Genomic DNA, 16,795 nt, shown 5'->3' with positions numbered 1-16,795 from the left:
AAGTGAATAAACCGAAACTCTTTAGTCTCAGTGTTTTCCTGCAACGCCGCAGGCCTTAACATATTTCTTTTTTTCTTTTTTACCTTCTTTTTCGGTGTTCTCCTTTTTCTTTTTACGTCTTTCCTTGTTGACGGGCTCGTCAAAAGCAAAAGATGAAAACATGATTCCGAAGACCAGGGCAAAGATTGAAATTGTTTTTTTCATGATTTCTTAAATTAAATATATCATAGGTTAATAAAAATCAGAGAATCTCAAATGAATGTGTAATTTCTGTCGAAGTCCTCAACTGGGCCGTTGCAGAGCAATATTTCTCCATAGACAAGGCAATGGCCTTTTCTACTTTTTTAGGATCCAGTTGTCCTTTCAGGATAAAATGGACATTGATTTTGGTGAAGGGGGACATTTCTGTTCCCGGAATTTTCTCCCGGTCCCCTTCCACCACCAGTTTAATATCTTCAAGAACCTGTTTTTGTTTTTTAAGGATCAGGATCACATCAATAGAGGTACATCCACCCAAACCCATGAGCAGCAGCTCCATCGGTCTAGCACCTGCGTTATGTCCTCCTATATTTTCAGCGGCGTCGATATTGACCGCTACAGTTGAATTGCCTCTTGCTTCAAAATGAAAATCCTGATCAACTCTGTTAAGTTCTACCTTCATGTTTATTTCTAATTGGGTTCAAATATAAAAAAGATACCCGTAAAATCACAGGTATCTTTAAAACATAGTTGTTAAACTTAAAATTCAAATTTCTTAGTCAACATGTGCCTTGGCTGTCTTCTGACAGCAATCCGGCAACGCATCGTGTGATTTCTGGTTGGCTACTACTTCGTCAGCATCATACCCGATTTTGGAGATCTGCTGCTTGATTTTAGCTGCATTGGTCTTCTTCGGGTTAAATTTTACGGTAACCACTTTATCATCCAGGTTGAGATTGGCTGACTCTATGCCTTTTGTTAATCCTAAATCTCTTTCAATGCGTTTTTTGCACATGCCGCATACAGCCGAAGTCTTGATTTCAACCTGGTCGGCCACTGAAGCTTTCTGAGCATTTGATCCGAAGCTGATCAGACCAAACATAACGAATAAAACTGCGATCTTTTTCATGAGTTTGTTATTTGATTGTTTAAAATTTGTCCAAAGCCACCCGCTTTGATTTGTTGTTTTTATATTCCTTTGGTGTAATTCCCGTTACTTTTTTGAATTGCTTGGTCAGATGCGACGGACTGCTGTAATTAAAAGTATCCGATATCTGGCTCAGACTCATTTCATCATAATCGATCAGTTCTTTTACTTTTTCGATCTTGACCTGTCCGTAATACTGGCCAATGGTGTGAGATTCTGTGGCAGAAAAAACAGCACTCAGGGTCTTATAATCTGTCCATAAGGCTTTCGACAAATAATCCGACAGGTTTTCTTTCGGCTTATCGGTCAGTTCTCCTGAAATGTAGTCGATCACCAGGCCTTTGATTTGTTCTACCAGGCCCGTTTTTTTGTCTGTGATGAGTTCGAATCCAAGATCTTTCAGCTTTCCTGTCAACTCCTGCAGTTGCTCATCATTAAGCTGGTTGTTTACCACAGCTTTACCCAGCTCAATGCCCTCTGCTTGTAATCCGGCTTCACTGATCACTGATTTCACCGCCAGAATGCAGCGGTCACAAACCATATTTTTAATGTATAGCTCCATTTTATCTGATTTTATATCTGACACCTGAATAAACCGTTATCCCTACCACCGGCCCCCACGCCATACCGGCATCAAAATTCCCTCCAAAAGGATTACCCGGATCGAAAATCGGGTTTTTCTGCTTGAAATTGGTCAGGTTCTCTCCCCCAAGGTAAATGTCCCAGTTGACAAAAGTACGGGTAATCTGCCCGTTCAGATTAGCAAACGCCGGTGCGGTCTCATAAGGCATGTTCTGATAAGACATATGGTCATAAGTCGGTGAAGCATTCGGAATTCTCCGCTTTCCGTTCCATTGTAATGTTAAATCAAATTTCCATTTATCGTAAGGCAGGGCGTAGGCGGCATTCAGCAACACGCGGTCCCTGTTTAAAAACATTTTTTCTACGAGTACATTTTCTCCGTTGGGTTTCCCCAAAGTTTGTTTGCTGTCAATAAAACGGTAGGCGGCTTTAAACTCCCAGTTATTGGAAGGTCCGTAGTTCAGTTCGATCAGGGCACTGGTGGTTCTTGATTTACCGTCCAGCCCATAGAAATAAATATAACCGGGATGTTCCATGTCGGCGATTTGCTGTTTCTCAAACCTGGTATGATACAGCTCTCCGGAAATGGTATATTTTCCCATGTTTTTGATCCAGCTCGTACCCAGGCTCCATGACACCTCGGGAGCAATCGGGTCCACAAATACCACCTGTCTGCTGCTGACCAGGTTACCAAAATATTCAGCCAGCGGATTTGGCACCCGGAATCCTTTACCGAAAGAAACCCTCCAGGTATCATTTTTACCGACTTCCTGCTTGAAGTGAATTCTTGGAGAAATCTGGTTGCCGAAGATAGAATGATAATCTGAGCGGATACCGGCTACCAAAACCGTTTTATCAAGGTAATTGTAGGTGTATTCAAAGAAGGCTCCCGGAATCAGCTCGTTTCTTTTCAACAAAATCGCCCCGTATTTTTCGTCATAATTGTCAGCCTGAAAGCTCAGCCCCGTCTTATAAGTATGCATCGTAGTACCGAAAATATCCTGGTAAATCAGGTTGGAATAGAAGCTCTTCTGGGTAGCCAGGTAAGGCTTAAACCCGAAATAAGATTCAGAATCATGCCAGGTGCCGTTCAGGATCAGACCGAGCCCCCTGTAAGGTTTTTCTGGAAACAACTTTGCAGTTTTGGAGAAAAACTCCACCCGGTTGGTCTTGTTGGTAAATCCATACAAACCGGGAGTGGATCCACGGCTTTCAAAACCTTTCTGGCCGCCCATCCTGGTGTCACGCAGCATTTTGACGCCAAACTGGGCCATAAACCTTTCGCCGGAATACTTCCAGCGATTCAAAATATTGACCTGGTCATATTTAGGTAAATCAAGGAACCCATCCCCGTTATTGTCAATGTTTGTCTTTAAAGCCGAACCGTGAGTCAGCAAACCTACTGACCACTTAGGAGTCAGTTTTCTCGAAAGATTAAGGTTCACCTCCCCTCTTCCAAGATGATTGGCATATATGTTCAGATACAATTTCTCAGAATTATCCGGTTTCTGCAGTTCCACATTCATGGCCCCGATCATCGACTCAAAACCATTGACCACCGATCCCGTACCCTTAACGAGGTCAATGGACTGTATCCAGGTGCCCGGAACGAAATTCAGGCCGAAAGTAGATGCCAGGCCGCGAATCGATGGGATGTTTTCTATATTGGACTGGACATATAAGCCCGAAAGACCAAGTAACTGAATTTGTTTTGACCCGGTTACGGCATCAGCATAATTGACGCTTACGGAAGCATTGGTCTCAAAGCTTTCGGACAGATTGCAGCAGGCGGCTTTGGCCAGTGTTTTGGCATTGATGATTTCAGTATGTAAAGGAGAAAGGGCATCAATAGAGGAAGCCCGGGTTTTTACCACTACTTCGTTCAGGTCGGAAGTTTCTTCTTTGAGAATAATCGTCAGGGGTCCGTCACCTGAAACCAGGACAGTATCCGGGCTGTAACCCAGCATTTTGAAAACAAGAAATTGATTATCAGTCTTTTTTGCGATAGAAAACTGTCCTTTTTCGTCAGAAAAAACAGTTCCGGCGGTTTCACCTTTCCAATGAACCATTACGCCCGGCAATCCGGCCGATGATTTATCTCTGACGGTTCCCTGAACATTTTGTGCCATCAGGTCTGCACTGGCCAACAGTATAAATACTAATATTTTTATATTCTTCATGATAGATTTATTTAATTAAAACACTAACTACTAGCACTTTAATTAAATCAAATCCTGAATACACCGAATAGAATATACAAGGTCTGGTTTTGAGCAGGCGGTGAACTATCGGCGTAGTCGCGGACAAGATCATCTGAAACCAGTAAAAGACCGGAAGGAAAATTAAAAATCTGTGGTGCCGGAAGGATAAATGCCGAAAGCAGGTTTCCCATTTTCAGAAAACCGTCTGTGGCTACATTGACTTTATGATAGGATATGGATACCTCGCAGCAGGAATCCTGGTCGAAACACGTTTTATCGCTGTGTTGCCTAGGCGGTTTCGGGGCGTCTTTCTCACAATCAGACGGGCTGAGAGAGAAACTTTTCTGAAACGTGAACTTACATAAATGCTCATACAAAGCAAAGCCATGTGTGCTTACCAGCACATTGATGGCCATGAGTACAATAAGCATTTTACTTAACTTTAATTTCATAATGCAAAAATACTAAATTAAAAACAAATAACATTAGCAGGAAATTCTATTTTTCTGGTACTTTTTTCGGGGAATATAAAAAATCGGATGAAAGCTTTTTATACCATATCCGATATTGTATCTTTGTGGGATGTGGAAGATAGATTTAAGTGATACAGAAGAACTCCGCCCGGGCTATGAGCGGTTATTCCAGAAAAAAACTTTACTGGAAAGCGGAAGACCTTTACCCTCCATCGCCCTTCAAAAGATCAGGGAGAATCTTTCGCTGGAGTGGACTTACAACTCAAACAGCATAGAAGGGAACAGCCTCAGTCTCAGAGAAACCCAGATGATCCTGGAAGAAGGTGTTACAATCAAAGGCAAGTCGTTAAGAGAACATTTTGAGGCTCATAACCACGACAAAGCCATCGATTACCTCTACACCCTGATTGACAGGAATTATGAACTGAGAGGAATCGATATCCTCAACCTTCACGGACTGGTGCTGAGAAGCATAGAAGATGATTTTGCAGGGAGAATAAGAAACGGAGGGGTGAGAATCAACGGGGCCAATTTTGTGCCGCCCAATGCTCAGAAAGTTTCAGGGCTGCTTGATGAACTGATCGACTATGTCAATCGCAACCCCGACCATCTGAATGACATTGAACTCGCTACCATTTTCCATCACAAGTTTGTGTGGATACATCCTTTTTTTGACGGAAACGGCAGAACGGTAAGATTGGCAATGAATTTGCTATTGATGCGTAAAGGGTTTCCGCCTGCGATTATCCTGAAGACAGACCGTAAGAAATACTACGAAGCCCTTAACCAGGCCAATAATGGTAAATATTACAAACTGGCCCTGCTGATGACCCAGGCCCTGGAAAGAACCCTGAACATTTATATCGGGGCTATGCCCGGCAGCAGTTATGACTATACCGACATTTCAAATATCGTCATGGAGCCTGATGTTCCTTACGGACAGGAGTATGTCAGTTTACTGGCCAGAAGCGGGAAAATCGACGCCCATAAAGAAGGTAAAAAATGGCTTACGACTAAAGAAGCGGTAATAAGTTATGCCCGAAAGAAGAACAAGAAGTAAATGTCCCGCGTGTCATTTACTTCTTTTCATCCGATTTATGAGGACTGTTGCTATAATAACTAATAATTTATCGGGTAAAACCTGCATCAGGAATACTTTTTCGGCACTTAACGACGTTTTTGATCTCGAATGCAATTAAACTAACTATGATAAAAGCTGCAGCAGCAACACTCCTGATCATGTGTCTGGGATGTCAGAAATTTGAAGATTTCAGGTCTTCTGACTCACTTTCAAAAAACGAAGGCTATTTTATTAAAACAGTCATTACTGACAATGAGCTGCAAAATATATTGGTAAAACCTCCTCAGCCTGTCGGAGAAATCGGAAGTCTTTTCACAGATAACCGCTATTTATACATCGGGGAATACCTCAAAGGAATTCACGTGTATGACAACAGAATACCTGCGGCTCCCAAACCTCTCCTGTTTCTCCAGGTACCGGCTATGCGTGAGTTTTTCATCAAAGACAAAACATTGGTTTGTGACAACGGGGGCGATCTCATATCGTTCAACGTGCAGGGGATTGACGAGGTGCTGGACAACAACGTAAGCATCAGCCAGATCAGCCAGGACCCAAATGCTTTTAAGCTTTTCAGAAGGGTTTCGAATGTGTTCAATTACCCTAATTATCCCCGTGTCCGGAACATCTATTTTGAATGCCCTGACTCTGTCGGGTATGTCATCGAGTGGGAAATCAGATCTTCAACTACTAACTTAAATTGCTACAGATGAGATTGCTGATACTATTTTTCGCTGCTTGTATGGCCTGGGGGTGCTCCAGGTCTGAAGACGTTAATTCGCTCAGAATTAAGGGGAGCAATACCAATTATAACCATTTTACTGAATCTGAGGACGGTAATTACCTGCTGCTTGAAAAGAACGAGCTCAGGATACTGGATGCCTCCAACCCTTCGTCTCTGATCCTGAAAGATTATGGTTTTGACAGCCTCGAAATAGAAAGAGCGGCAGGAAACTCCGATACGCTGCTGCTTCAGACCAAAAAACGCATTGTCGCCATTGACGCTGTAAACAAGAAAGCCGTTGAAAGTAAAATCCCGGAAACTTCTATCTGCGATTTGCTTGTCAAGGTCGGCAACCTTATGGTGTTAGCCACCGGAAATACGGATTGTGGCAGCACAGCCCAACCAGCCATTTCTGTTTATTCCCTGAAAGACCTGAATGACATAAAACTCCTGTCCACACTTCAGATCAGCGTTCCCGTGGACCTGGCAACTTACCATAACAATGTCTTCCTGGCTGAGAAAAACGGCACGGTCAAAGTTTTTTCGCTTTCCAGCTCGGGTGTCGCCTTAAAACATGAATACCCTGATGCTAAGGCTGAAGAGCTCCGGGTTTTTCCGTCGCAGAAAAGACTGTTGCTGAAAAGTAGCACAGGAATGGCTCAATATGAGATATCTGCTAATACAGAATTGAAATTATTAAGCGTTATTAATGAAACCCCATGACTAAATCATTAAAACATATCGTCATTTTTGTTCTTTTGGGCCATGTCGCTTTTGCCCAGCAAGCCGTTGTGGAAGAAGCCACCGAAAATAGAAATGTATCGGCAGCCAGAAAACCGGCCAGTTTTTCACATGTTCCTTTTTTGGTTCTGAAAATCACCCCCACGGCCGTTTTCGGGCAAGACAATGTGCTGCAATATGGTGCGGAAATTGCCCCGCCATTCGGAAAACTCAGTTTTGCTTTTGATTATGGAAAAGGCAAAGGATCATGGAATCTGAATAAATACATCAGACAAAACCAGGCAGAAAACACCACCACCATTTACAGAGGTGAAATCAGGGGATATTTTTCAGACTGGTACCCTTTTTACTCGATGGATAAAAAGCCTTTCGGAAGGTATTATGCCCTTGAATTTGTCCATAAAGACATGAACAGGACCAGAAATGTAGCAACAGCCTCAGGCGGTACTTCCCTGCCAGACTATGCACAGTTTGACAAAGTGGAAACCAAAGAAAAAGAACAGGCTCTTCATATCAAATTCGGCAAAGTCATTATCATCAACCGTTTTCTTTTCGTGGATGTTTATGCAGGAGTGGGTGCCGGGATGTACAAAAGTACTTCTCTGAACCCCGATCCTTCTGAAGAAAAGAAAGTTATACTTCACTCCGGCTTTATGTCCAACCGAAAAACAAGAGAACCTGACAGCAAGGGTTTCTTTTTCAGCCCGACCGCCGGAATTAAACTCGCTTTACCTATATGAAAAATATCATTTTGTTGCTTCTTATCCTGTTTTGTGTCACTTCCTGCTGGGCTCCGAGGTGCCCTATGAAAACCTGCAGGGTAAAACAGGAACACTTTCATGAAGACCAGGTCAGCGGTGTTTTTATGGGCCGGGGACTTTATCCTCCGAGAATTCATTATCTTTGGGATAAAGACAAAGGAGAAGCGAACCCGGATACTGAGTTTCAGCCTTCCACAGGGGTAAAAAGAAAAAAACTCCGAAAAAAATTCCCATGGGAAAGATGGTAAAGGCGGACAGCGGCCAAAGTATATTCCATTATTTTACTTATACTCTTGCCGTTCTGGTTATTGCTTTCGGGCTGGTGATGATCAGCCAGACCATTCCCTATCTCAGTTTTGAATTTGCTGTTAATTTCCTTGGTACGAAGTCTGATCCGGTCTTGCACCAATGGGATTTCAACCTCTTTTTCTATACCCACATTTGCAGCAGCCTGGTGGTTCTCCTGGCGGGAATAAGCCAGTTTTTACCAAAAGTAGTTGTTTCAAAGCCGGGATTACATCGTTTTCTGGGCAAAATCTATATTTTTCTTATTCTTTTGGTGGCAGCTCCTTCCGGGTTAGGCCTGAGCCTGTATGCCAACGGCGGCCTGCCTGCCAAAGCCGGCTTTTTTATGCAGTCCACCCTATGGTTCCTGGTGACGCTCAAAGCATTTCTGGAAATCAGGAAACGTAAAATCGAAAGCCACGTCATCTGGATGCTCAGAAGCTATGCCATCACCCTTGCTGCGATGAGCCTGAGAACGGAAAGTTACCTCATGAAATACTTTTTTCAGACCAAACCCTTCGAAACCTACCTGACTGTGGTCTGGGTATCATGGACCGGCAACCTCATTCTCTGTGAAATACTGATCACTTTTGGTTTTTCGAAATTTTTAGTACATTCGTTGAAAAATAAAAAAGCCTTGTAATTCAGCCTGTTATATACACTTTGTAATTACTCAACGCTTATTTGCCATAAAACCCGTTTAATATTAAACACCCATGAAAAACCTGATTTACGTGTTTGTTTTACTATCCGCCTTTGCCTGCTCAAGGTTTACGAAAGACAATCAAAAACCAAAACCGGTTTTACTCACCCATAAGGAAAGCGTGGATACTTTAAGAGGCAAAACGGATACATTAAAGAGCATTACTTACCAATTGCTGAAAAAAGATGAAGCAGATAAATTTTTAACCGAATTTGACCTGACACCGACGATATTTAACAAAGACCAGCTTGACCAGTACTTTAACCGGCATGACGGCTTCTTTGGAAAAAGTAATTACAGGATTGAGGTTTACTGGAGTCAGGTGGAGAAAGACAGCCTTCAGCCTAATGTTTATCATCTGACCGGCAAAACGAAGTTCAAGGAAAATATCAACAGCTATACCGGCACGATCACGATTGACACCATCTATAAATTCAAAGACCCGAATATCGCAGAAAGATACTACGAAGAAGGGGCCCTGATGAATGATAACCTGTATGAATTTATCGGTAAAATAGAACTCAACGAAGACTCTGCCCAATACGGCTCAGGCTCTTTCAAAGGCAGAATAGCCATTGATTTTGCCAAAAAGGACAAAACGGAGACTTTCCTGTGGTTTTATACTCCTGAAACCAAAACCAAAGGTGCGGGCTTTAAGGCAGATGGTACCTGGACAAGTTACACCTCAAAAAGCCAGAAACAATTTGTATTTGCGAAAGACCTTTTCGTGTTTGCCAACAGCATCCTGACGGACTTCAGCTATGGTGAAAGAGAGGTGGAGATCAACCCTAAATACAGACACCTGGGCTGGCAGAACTTCTGGGACATGAAAGAATGGTGGCACGACGAACCCGCAGTGGCCGTTCAATAATACCTTATTTATCCTCCTTAATAATTTTAAGGCCTTTGGTCCATCTTAAAAGCTCTTTGAGCATGGCATCAGCGGACTTAACCGTAATTTCATTAGGGTTCAATTCTCCGTTTTCATTGATGAAGTTCGTAAAGAAAGGAATATTAACCATTTGGTAAAGCGGCACTATACTGAACGTGGAAAGATCCGCTTTCAGGCTGTTGGCAGCCCTTGTTCCCGCCGAAACCCCTCCGTAGCTTACAATACCTGCAGCTTTGTAAGCCCATTCTTTGAAAAGATATTCCAGGGCGTTTCTTAACGGAGCGGGATAATTAAAATCGTACTCTGCCGTCACAAAGACAAAAGCATCGGCTTCATCTATCAACGCACTCCATTTTTTGGTGTGTTCATGCTGATAATCTTTTTTAGACGGGTGATTGGGCTCATTCATCATCGGCAGATTGATTTCTCCGAGGTCAAGAAGTTCAACTTCAAACTGCTCATATTTTTTAGCAACTTCAGTAATCCAGCGGGCAATCACAGGGCCTTTACGACCGGGTCTTACACTCGAAGAAATGATTTTTAATTTGTACATGGCTATTTTAAGTGTTTATGTTTAAATAACGATAAACATACTGAATACCGTTTAAAGGAGTTCAAAAATTACAGGGATATCAATAAACGCTCTTTTGTGTTAGCAAGAATTGAACCGTCCCGGTTGAAATATTTTCGTACATGCATCATAACAACTTGCAAAATCCACGTATATTGCGGCAATAAATGCCGGCAAGTTACACAGTGCGGTTAAAGACCCAAAACATTACAAACATTCAGTAAACATGAACACGGAAGATTTACCTCAGTTATGGAGACGATTTGGGGCATACATCGTTGACCTTTATTTCATTTTTATGCTTTATTACCTGATCAGTCTCATTTTACCTGAAAACCTGAATAGTAATTACAAAATATTCCTGTTTATTGTGGTAATGCTTTATGATCCGTTGTGCACCTCTCTGCTGGGCTTTACCTTTGGGGCATTTTTATTTAAAATCAGGGTAAAAGATATTTCTGACGGATCATCAAAACTAAATTTCCTGAAGGCTTTTTTCAGATATGTGGTTAAGTTGCTATTAGGCTGGTTGTCATTTCTGACGATTCATTCCAATGAAAAAAAACAAGCTATTCATGATTTCGTCGCTAATTCTGTTGTTGTCCGAAAGAATTAAACACATGATTTAAATTACTTGTCCGTCACCTTCTTCCCCGCCAGTAATTTAGGAATGATGGCTTCCAGCCTTGCCTTCCGGGTCTCCTCCCTTTTGGCGGAAGTGATCCAGACCATATACTCCTTCCTGTCGGTATAAGAAAGGCCTTCAAAGAATTTCCGGGCTTCCGGATGGAGATTCAGCAGGTTGCTCACTTCGTCCGGAATATCAACTTTTCTTTCCTCCAGGTCTTGCTCCAGCTCAACATGAACAGTATCATCAAATGTCTTACCCAATTGCTGCCTTACGGCTTTGGTCAGCCCCAGAACATGACAATCCTTCTTCATTTTGGCCAAACTGCCCCGGTAAGGCACATGACCGTCAAAAACTACTTTCACTTTTACCTGGCCTTTGACACCATATAACTCATATACATCATAAGGAAAAACAACAAAAGCAGCATCCATTCCTGAATGCTGCTCTATGACGGCTTCGAACCTTATTTTGTTATGCTCTGATGACATTTTTCAAAAATCAAGATGACAGTTTACCCAGCCTTCATCAAACCTCGCATTGTATTTCTTATAAAATTCTATGGCCGGTGTATTCCAGTCAAGCACCTGCCACATCATTCCGGAGCAATCTTCTTCCTTTGCTTTTTCAATGGTTTTGTCAAAAAGCAGTTTACCGATGCCTGATCCGCGTTTTGATTCATTAACGATGATGTCTTCCAGGTAAAGTCTTCTGCCTTTCCAGGTTGAATAGCGATAGTAGTAGAGCGACATGCCCACTACTTTCCCGTCTTCTTCAGCCAGAAAAGACCCGAATGCCGGGTTGTCACCAAATCCTTCCTTCAGCATCCTTTCTTCTGTATTGCTGACTTCTTCCGGGGCTTTTTCATAAAGAGCAAGCTCCCTCACCAGCTCCATGATCGCAGGAACGTCCTCACTCCTGCCCTCTCTGATCAAAATTGACATGTTCTTATTTATGTTGAAGATAATGTTCCCACTTGTCTATCACTCCCTGAAAATCGGCCGGAAGTTCGCTGTCAAACTGCATCCATTCCTTGGTTTTAGGGTGTTTAAAGCCCAGTGATTTGGCATGAAGAGCCTGTCTCGGCAGCATTTCAAAGCAATTGTCCACAAATTGTTTGTATTTTGAAAACAGGTCGCCTCTCAGTACCCTGTCCCCGCCATAGGTGGCATCATTAAACAAAGGATGACCCAGATGCTTCATGTGGGCCCTGATCTGGTGTGTACGGCCTGTTTCCAGGTTACATTTGATCAGCGAAACGTACCTCATCGGTTTGATCACTTCGTAATGGGTAATTGCCACACGGCCATGGTCTCCGTCAGGAAAAACGTCAGACAACCTGCGGTCCTTGAAGCCCCTGCCTATATTGGCATTGATGGTACCTTTCGGTTCTTTCAGCTCACCCCACACCAGGGCGTTGTAAGTTCTTTCCGTGGTATGGTCTGCAAATTGCTTGGCCAGGTATTGCATGGCATATTCTGTTTTGGCAATCACCAGCAGCCCGGACGTCCCTTTGTCAATCCTGTGTACCAGGCCCGGACGGATAACACCGTTTTGCGAAGTCGGAAGGTTGGCAAAGTGAAACACCAGGGCATTTACCAGCGTACCTGTCCAGTTACCATGTCCCGGGTGGACCACCATCTCCGGAGCCTTGTTGATGATCAGCACTTCGTCGTCTTCATAAACAATATTCAGAGGAATGTTCTCCGGCAATATCTCCGTAGGTTCTCTTGGCGGCTGAGCCATCGAAATCGTGATGACATCATGAGGCTTGACCTTATAGCTTGACTTTACTGTAGCATTATTAACTTTAACAGACTCTGTATCAATGGCATTCTGGATCCTGGTTCTTGAGGCATGCTTCAGATGATGGGATAAATACTTATCCAAACGCATGAGGGATTGTCCGGGATCTGCAGTGATGCGAAAATGTTCGTACAATTCGTCCTCGTCTTCTTCTAAAAATTCGTTATTTTGATCCATATTTTATAATTATGATACAAAGTTCGTTAAATATGATCGAATTCGAAAAAATAATACTGATACCCACACCATTAATCCCGGTTTATGACTCATCATTCGAAAAAAAGAAGGTGGAAGTATGGATAAAACGGGACGATCTTACCCATCCGGAGGTTTCCGGCAATAAATTCAGAAAACTGAAATATAACCTTATGGAAGCCCGTCGCAGTGATTCGGATCACCTGGTAACTTTCGGGGGGGCTTATTCCAACCATATTTTTGCGGTGGCAGCCGCAGGGCATTATTTTAATTTTAAAACCACCGCATTTATCCGGGGCGATGAACTGAACCCGGATTCCAGCCCCACATTAAGGTTTGCTTCTGAAAAAGGGATGACTCTCCGCTTTGTAAGCCGTGAAGCCTATCGCCATAAAGAAGAACTGGTTAAAAAAACTTCAAGCTCGGATTACCTCATCCCCGAAGGTGGCAGTAACCGCCTTGCCCTTGCGGGAGTGGCCGAAATGGCCGATGAAATTCTTGAAAAAACACAAGCTGATTTTATCTGCTGTGCGGCAGGTACAGGCGGGACGCTGGCGGGTATTCTCAGCAATACGAAATATAAAGGAAAAGTACTGGGAATTCCTGTCTTAAAAGGCGGAGAGTTTATCAGGCAGGAAGTAACGCAGCTTCTGGGATATGACCCCGGAGAACGCCTGATACTCAAAACCGGGTACCATTTCGGTGGATATGGCAAGACAAAACCGGAACTGTCGGCCTTTATCGAAAGCATTCAACACAACCACAATATCCCCTTGGAATATGTATACACCGGTAAACTCTTTTTTGCGGTCTATGACCTCATAAACCAGGGCTTCTTTCCCGAAGGGTCCGGCATTGTGATCGTCCACACCGGGGGCTTACAAAAAAATAGCCCGTCCAATAGCTGAACGGGTTATCTGCTTATTACTTAATTTTGAATTGATACCCTAAAATCATTTATCAGGAACATCGTTGGAACTGCTGGCCAGTACATTGACTTCCAGTGTATTCTTACCGTTCTGATTATTACCATTATTGACCGGCTGAGCAGACTTTTTCTCTATCAAAAAGTCAAATCTCTCGTTAGCTGCTTTATCCAGGTATTTAAACTCGTTGGCGGTTTTAACCACCGCAAGGCCGCTGGAGAAATCCGACGCCTTGTCATATGCTATCGCAATCACCACCTCTCCCCTGGTATTGATATATCCGAATTTCTTATTCAGACCCACCACAGCCATGCCTTCGGAAAAACCACCTGCTTTTTCAAACCTGGGAGCCACAACGACCTCGCCTTTGGCATTCATATAACCCCACATTTTGTTGCTTTTAAAAGCGTAAAGGCCTTCTGAAGCTTCTTCAATGTACTCTACCTCTGATTTGATTTCCTTTCCCTGTGCGTTAATCAAGCCAAAAGTATTTCCGGCGGTAAATACAGCCACCTGGTTGTCAAAAGCCGTGATGTTGTCATATTTGAAATCCACCACCAGTTTGTTCTGAGTGTTAATGATTCCGGTTTTGCCGTTTTCCTTAACAGAAGCAAGACTTCCTGTAAATGCCGAGGCCATTTCATATTTAAAGTCAATGACCACAGTCCCTTTTTTGTCAATATACCCGAATTTCTTGTCTTTCATCACAGCCGAAAGGCCTTCAGAAAAAGGAATTGCGAACTCATATTGAGGTTCTATTTTAAATGACCCGGTTTTGCTGATAAAACCAGCTTTACCATCCACCGTCACACTGGCCATGCCTTCAGAAAAGCTCATGGCAAAATCAAATTTAGCAGGAATAGCTTCTTCACCTTTTGTGTTTATAAACCCGTACTTATTATCTTTTCTGACCAAGGCCATGCCTTCTGAGAAATTCTCGATGTAATCATACTTAAAATCTGATACCGGCACGCCTTTGTTATTGATGATGGTATACTTGCCGCCGATTCTCACAATGGCATAGCCTTTATAAAAATCGTTTGAATAATCAAATGCACACGGTACCATCTGGATGCCATTCACATCTATAAAACCAAACTTACTTCCCACCGAGATTTTTGATAAGCCATCAGAAAATTTTGCAGCTGAAGTCAGTGAAGTGATTTGTTGCCCGAATACCGTCATGCTCACCATCAATCCCATCAGTAACAGGGTCAGGCCTTTGTTTATGAAACTTATTACGCTCTTCATCAGGTATCTTGTTTATCGTTAAGAGTATCATTCCAAAATTGATACCACAAAAATTATTTCAGGGAAAGAATTTTAATAAAAGAGGGGCTTTTAAGACTTACAAGGCGAGGAATATAACTATTCAAAAAAATGTACCCGTCTAATCATTTTTTACTTTTAAAGGAATCCGGATCTTTTTTTATTCAAAACTATACACATTAAACGCAGCAGAGGAATAAGAAAAATGGCACACTTATTGATAACGGCCATTTTTCTTAGTAAAATCCAAATAAATAATAATAATTTATTAAAAATATTAAATCTTCTATGGATTTTATTGCTACCGACAGATTCAGATGCCGGTCAGAAATGTAGAATTTTAAAAATTATGACGCTTTTTTGTCAGGAAAAAAGTGAGTCAGACACCGTTTATTATCTTTTAATTATGCAGAGGGTCGCACTGATCAGTTAGCTGCGTCGGCCACTAAAGTACCGTTTTCATACAGGTGTTGCACACTGTTAATTTTCACAACCAGATGATTGGGTCTTGAAGAACTGTTGTCCAGCACCAATTCGATTCTTTCTTTAGAAGACTTATCCAGGAACCTGAACGAATCACCATACTTTACAGCTCCGAAACCATCAGAATAGTCCGAGGCTTTGTCATAAATGATCGGAACCACCAGTTTGCCTTTGTTATCAATATATCCGAACCTGCTGTCAACACTTACCACGGCCATGCCATCTGAAAAACCTCTTACAGATCCGAAAATAGGCTCAACGATCACTTCTGCCTTGTTATTCATAAAACCCCATAAATTGAATTTCTTGAATGCAAACAAACCTTCAGAAGACTCTTCGGCATATTGAAGTCCTGTAACAATCTCCTGGCCTTTCGTATTAAGGATGCCGTATTTTCCTTCATTGCGGAAAACAGCCGTTCCGTTGGTAAAGCGGGTTACGTTCTCATATTTAGGCTCTACTACTATTTTGTTCTGAAACGTAATAACACCTGTTTTACCCTTTACTTTAACAGTAGCCATGTGCTCATTAAAAGCAGAAGCCATTTCATATTGGTAGTCGATCACCAGTTTGCCTTTGTTATTGATGTAACCGTATTTCTGGTCTTTCATCACCACCGCAAAGCCTTCAGAGAATGGAGAAGCATATTCAAATTCAGGCTGAATTTTAAGGGCCCCGGTTTTATCGATGAAACCAACTTTACCATTTACCGAAACATGAGCCAGGTTTTCAGAAAAACTCATGGCAAAGTCATACTTCAGTTCCACTACTTCTTTTCCTTTTGTGTCAATAAAACCGTATTTGTTGCCCGCTTTCACAAGTGCCAGGCCGTTGGAGTAGTTTTCAATAAAGTCATATTTAAAATCCGTCACTGGCAGGCCGTTCACTCCGATTATAGCATATTTCTGTCCTGTTCTTACAATAGCGAGGCTTTCTTCAAAGTCATTGGCATAATCAAAAATACATGGGATCGAAAGATTCGCATCCTTGTTGATGTAGCCGTACTTGCCGTTGATCAGTATTTTAGAGAACCCGTCTGAATATTTAAAACCCGCATTGAACGTAGTCTTATTCTGAGCCGTTGACGATAAACCTGAAATCATCAGGGAAATGATCAAAAGAGTTCTGGTAGCGATCTGAAGACTGTATTGTAAATTTTTCATGTTATAATACTTTTGTATTACCATATACTTACCAAAACATGTGCCAGAAACCCGTCAAAAAACCGGACGGGGCTCTTATTTTCAGATAAAAACCGGAATGCTACCATTCAATCATTTTTCCGGAAAATTTGCTACCGCTTAATCAAAAAAAATAAATTTAAAAACAGGAGCCTTAAAAAGCAGAAGAC

The 16,795-nt window shown here is 42.3% G+C and carries 21 protein-coding genes; 9 read left to right on the top strand and 12 right to left on the bottom strand.

Features of this window, described 5'->3' with window-relative positions; translation table 11 throughout:
* Positions 1-27: 27 nt before the first annotated feature.
* The 6 genes from GVN16_RS16755 to GVN16_RS16730 form a co-directional block, all read right to left on the bottom strand.
* A complete protein-coding gene (locus GVN16_RS16755; protein ID WP_166565084.1) occupies positions 28-204 on the bottom strand; it encodes a hypothetical protein in 177 nt (58 codons plus the stop codon).
* A 37-nt stretch (positions 205-241) separates the two neighbouring features.
* Positions 242-661, bottom strand: coding sequence for an OsmC family protein (locus GVN16_RS16750; protein ID WP_166565083.1), 420 nt, complete (start codon positions 659-661; stop codon positions 242-244).
* A gap of 93 nt (positions 662-754) precedes the next feature.
* Complete coding sequence (locus GVN16_RS16745; RefSeq protein WP_166565082.1) at positions 755-1,108, bottom strand: heavy-metal-associated domain-containing protein; 354 nt, start codon at positions 1,106-1,108, stop codon at positions 755-757.
* Positions 1,109-1,127: 19 nt separating this feature from the next.
* A complete protein-coding gene (locus GVN16_RS16740; RefSeq protein ID WP_166565081.1) occupies positions 1,128-1,688 on the bottom strand; it encodes an AraC family transcriptional regulator in 561 nt (186 codons plus the stop codon).
* 1 nt (position 1,689) lies between these two features.
* Positions 1,690-3,888: a TonB-dependent receptor gene (locus tag GVN16_RS16735; protein WP_166565080.1), complete on the bottom strand. Its 2,199-nt coding sequence runs from the start codon at positions 3,886-3,888 to the stop codon at positions 1,690-1,692.
* Positions 3,889-3,935: 47 nt separating this feature from the next.
* Positions 3,936-4,340, bottom strand: coding sequence for an HYC_CC_PP family protein (locus GVN16_RS16730; protein WP_166565079.1), 405 nt, complete (start codon positions 4,338-4,340; stop codon positions 3,936-3,938).
* A gap of 151 nt (positions 4,341-4,491) precedes the next feature.
* Here GVN16_RS16730 and GVN16_RS16725 point away from each other — a divergent pair, with 151 nt between their 5' ends.
* From GVN16_RS16725 to GVN16_RS16695, 7 genes are all read left to right on the top strand, one after another.
* Positions 4,492-5,442, top strand: coding sequence for a Fic family protein (locus GVN16_RS16725; protein ID WP_166565078.1), 951 nt, complete (start codon positions 4,492-4,494; stop codon positions 5,440-5,442).
* Between the two features lie 146 nt (positions 5,443-5,588).
* A complete protein-coding gene (locus GVN16_RS16720; RefSeq protein WP_166565077.1) occupies positions 5,589-6,173 on the top strand; it encodes a hypothetical protein in 585 nt (194 codons plus the stop codon).
* Entirely contained in the window at positions 6,170-6,907 is a 738-nt protein-coding gene (locus GVN16_RS16715; protein WP_166565076.1) for a hypothetical protein, read from the top strand. Before GVN16_RS16720 ends, GVN16_RS16715 begins: the two co-directional genes overlap by 4 nt.
* A complete protein-coding gene (locus tag GVN16_RS16710; protein ID WP_166565075.1) occupies positions 6,904-7,665 on the top strand; it encodes a hypothetical protein in 762 nt (253 codons plus the stop codon). Before GVN16_RS16715 ends, GVN16_RS16710 begins: the two co-directional genes overlap by 4 nt.
* Positions 7,662-7,934 (top strand): hypothetical protein, encoded by a 273-nt coding sequence (locus GVN16_RS16705; RefSeq protein ID WP_166565074.1) that lies wholly within the window; start codon positions 7,662-7,664, stop codon positions 7,932-7,934. Before GVN16_RS16710 ends, GVN16_RS16705 begins: the two co-directional genes overlap by 4 nt.
* Entirely contained in the window at positions 7,919-8,614 is a 696-nt protein-coding gene (locus GVN16_RS16700) for a DUF2306 domain-containing protein (RefSeq protein ID WP_229244216.1), read from the top strand. The genes GVN16_RS16705 and GVN16_RS16700 overlap by 16 nt, the downstream gene beginning before the upstream one ends.
* Before the next feature lie 73 nt (positions 8,615-8,687).
* On the top strand, positions 8,688-9,545 hold the full coding sequence (locus GVN16_RS16695; RefSeq protein ID WP_166565073.1) for a hypothetical protein: 858 nt from the start codon (positions 8,688-8,690) through the stop codon (positions 9,543-9,545).
* 4 nt (positions 9,546-9,549) lie between these two features.
* Here the strand turns inward: GVN16_RS16695 and GVN16_RS16690 are convergent, their stop codons facing one another.
* Positions 9,550-10,119, bottom strand: coding sequence for an NADPH-dependent FMN reductase (locus GVN16_RS16690; protein ID WP_166565072.1), 570 nt, complete (start codon positions 10,117-10,119; stop codon positions 9,550-9,552).
* Between the two features lie 244 nt (positions 10,120-10,363).
* Between GVN16_RS16690 and GVN16_RS16685 the strand changes: the two genes are divergently transcribed.
* On the top strand, positions 10,364-10,753 hold the full coding sequence (locus GVN16_RS16685) for an RDD family protein (protein WP_166565071.1): 390 nt from the start codon (positions 10,364-10,366) through the stop codon (positions 10,751-10,753).
* 14 nt (positions 10,754-10,767) lie between these two features.
* Here GVN16_RS16685 and GVN16_RS16680 read toward each other — a convergent pair whose 3' ends face one another.
* The 3 genes from GVN16_RS16680 to GVN16_RS16670 are packed head-to-tail and all read right to left on the bottom strand — an operon-like array spanning position 10,768 to position 12,748.
* A complete protein-coding gene (locus GVN16_RS16680) occupies positions 10,768-11,256 on the bottom strand; it encodes a YdeI/OmpD-associated family protein (protein WP_166565070.1) in 489 nt (162 codons plus the stop codon).
* A 3-nt stretch (positions 11,257-11,259) separates the two neighbouring features.
* Positions 11,260-11,709, bottom strand: coding sequence for a GNAT family N-acetyltransferase (locus GVN16_RS16675; RefSeq protein WP_166565069.1), 450 nt, complete (start codon positions 11,707-11,709; stop codon positions 11,260-11,262).
* A 4-nt stretch (positions 11,710-11,713) separates the two neighbouring features.
* Entirely contained in the window at positions 11,714-12,748 is a 1,035-nt protein-coding gene (locus GVN16_RS16670; RefSeq protein WP_166565068.1) for an RluA family pseudouridine synthase, read from the bottom strand.
* Positions 12,749-12,780: 32 nt separating this feature from the next.
* Here GVN16_RS16670 and GVN16_RS16665 point away from each other — a divergent pair, with 32 nt between their 5' ends.
* Entirely contained in the window at positions 12,781-13,674 is an 894-nt protein-coding gene (locus GVN16_RS16665) for a 1-aminocyclopropane-1-carboxylate deaminase/D-cysteine desulfhydrase (RefSeq protein WP_166565067.1), read from the top strand.
* Positions 13,675-13,719: 45 nt separating this feature from the next.
* On the opposite strand, the gene GVN16_RS16660 is transcribed toward GVN16_RS16665, so the two are convergent.
* Together GVN16_RS16660 and GVN16_RS16655 are read right to left on the bottom strand one after the other, a co-directional pair.
* On the bottom strand, positions 13,720-14,943 hold the full coding sequence (locus GVN16_RS16660; RefSeq protein WP_166565066.1) for a WG repeat-containing protein: 1,224 nt from the start codon (positions 14,941-14,943) through the stop codon (positions 13,720-13,722).
* Between the two features lie 443 nt (positions 14,944-15,386).
* Positions 15,387-16,607 carry a WG repeat-containing protein gene (locus GVN16_RS16655; protein ID WP_166565065.1) on the bottom strand — a complete coding sequence of 407 codons (1,221 nt, stop codon included), beginning with the start codon at positions 16,605-16,607 and terminating at the stop codon, positions 15,387-15,389.
* Positions 16,608-16,795: the final 188 nt, after the last annotated feature.

The sequence above is a fragment of the Emticicia sp. CRIBPO genome (genome assembly GCF_009905725.1).
In the GTDB taxonomy this organism is placed as follows: Bacteria; Bacteroidota; Bacteroidia; order Cytophagales; family Spirosomataceae; genus Leadbetterella.
Note: the sequence above shows the minus strand (reverse complement) of the source record. Positions and strands in the feature narration are given on the sequence as shown.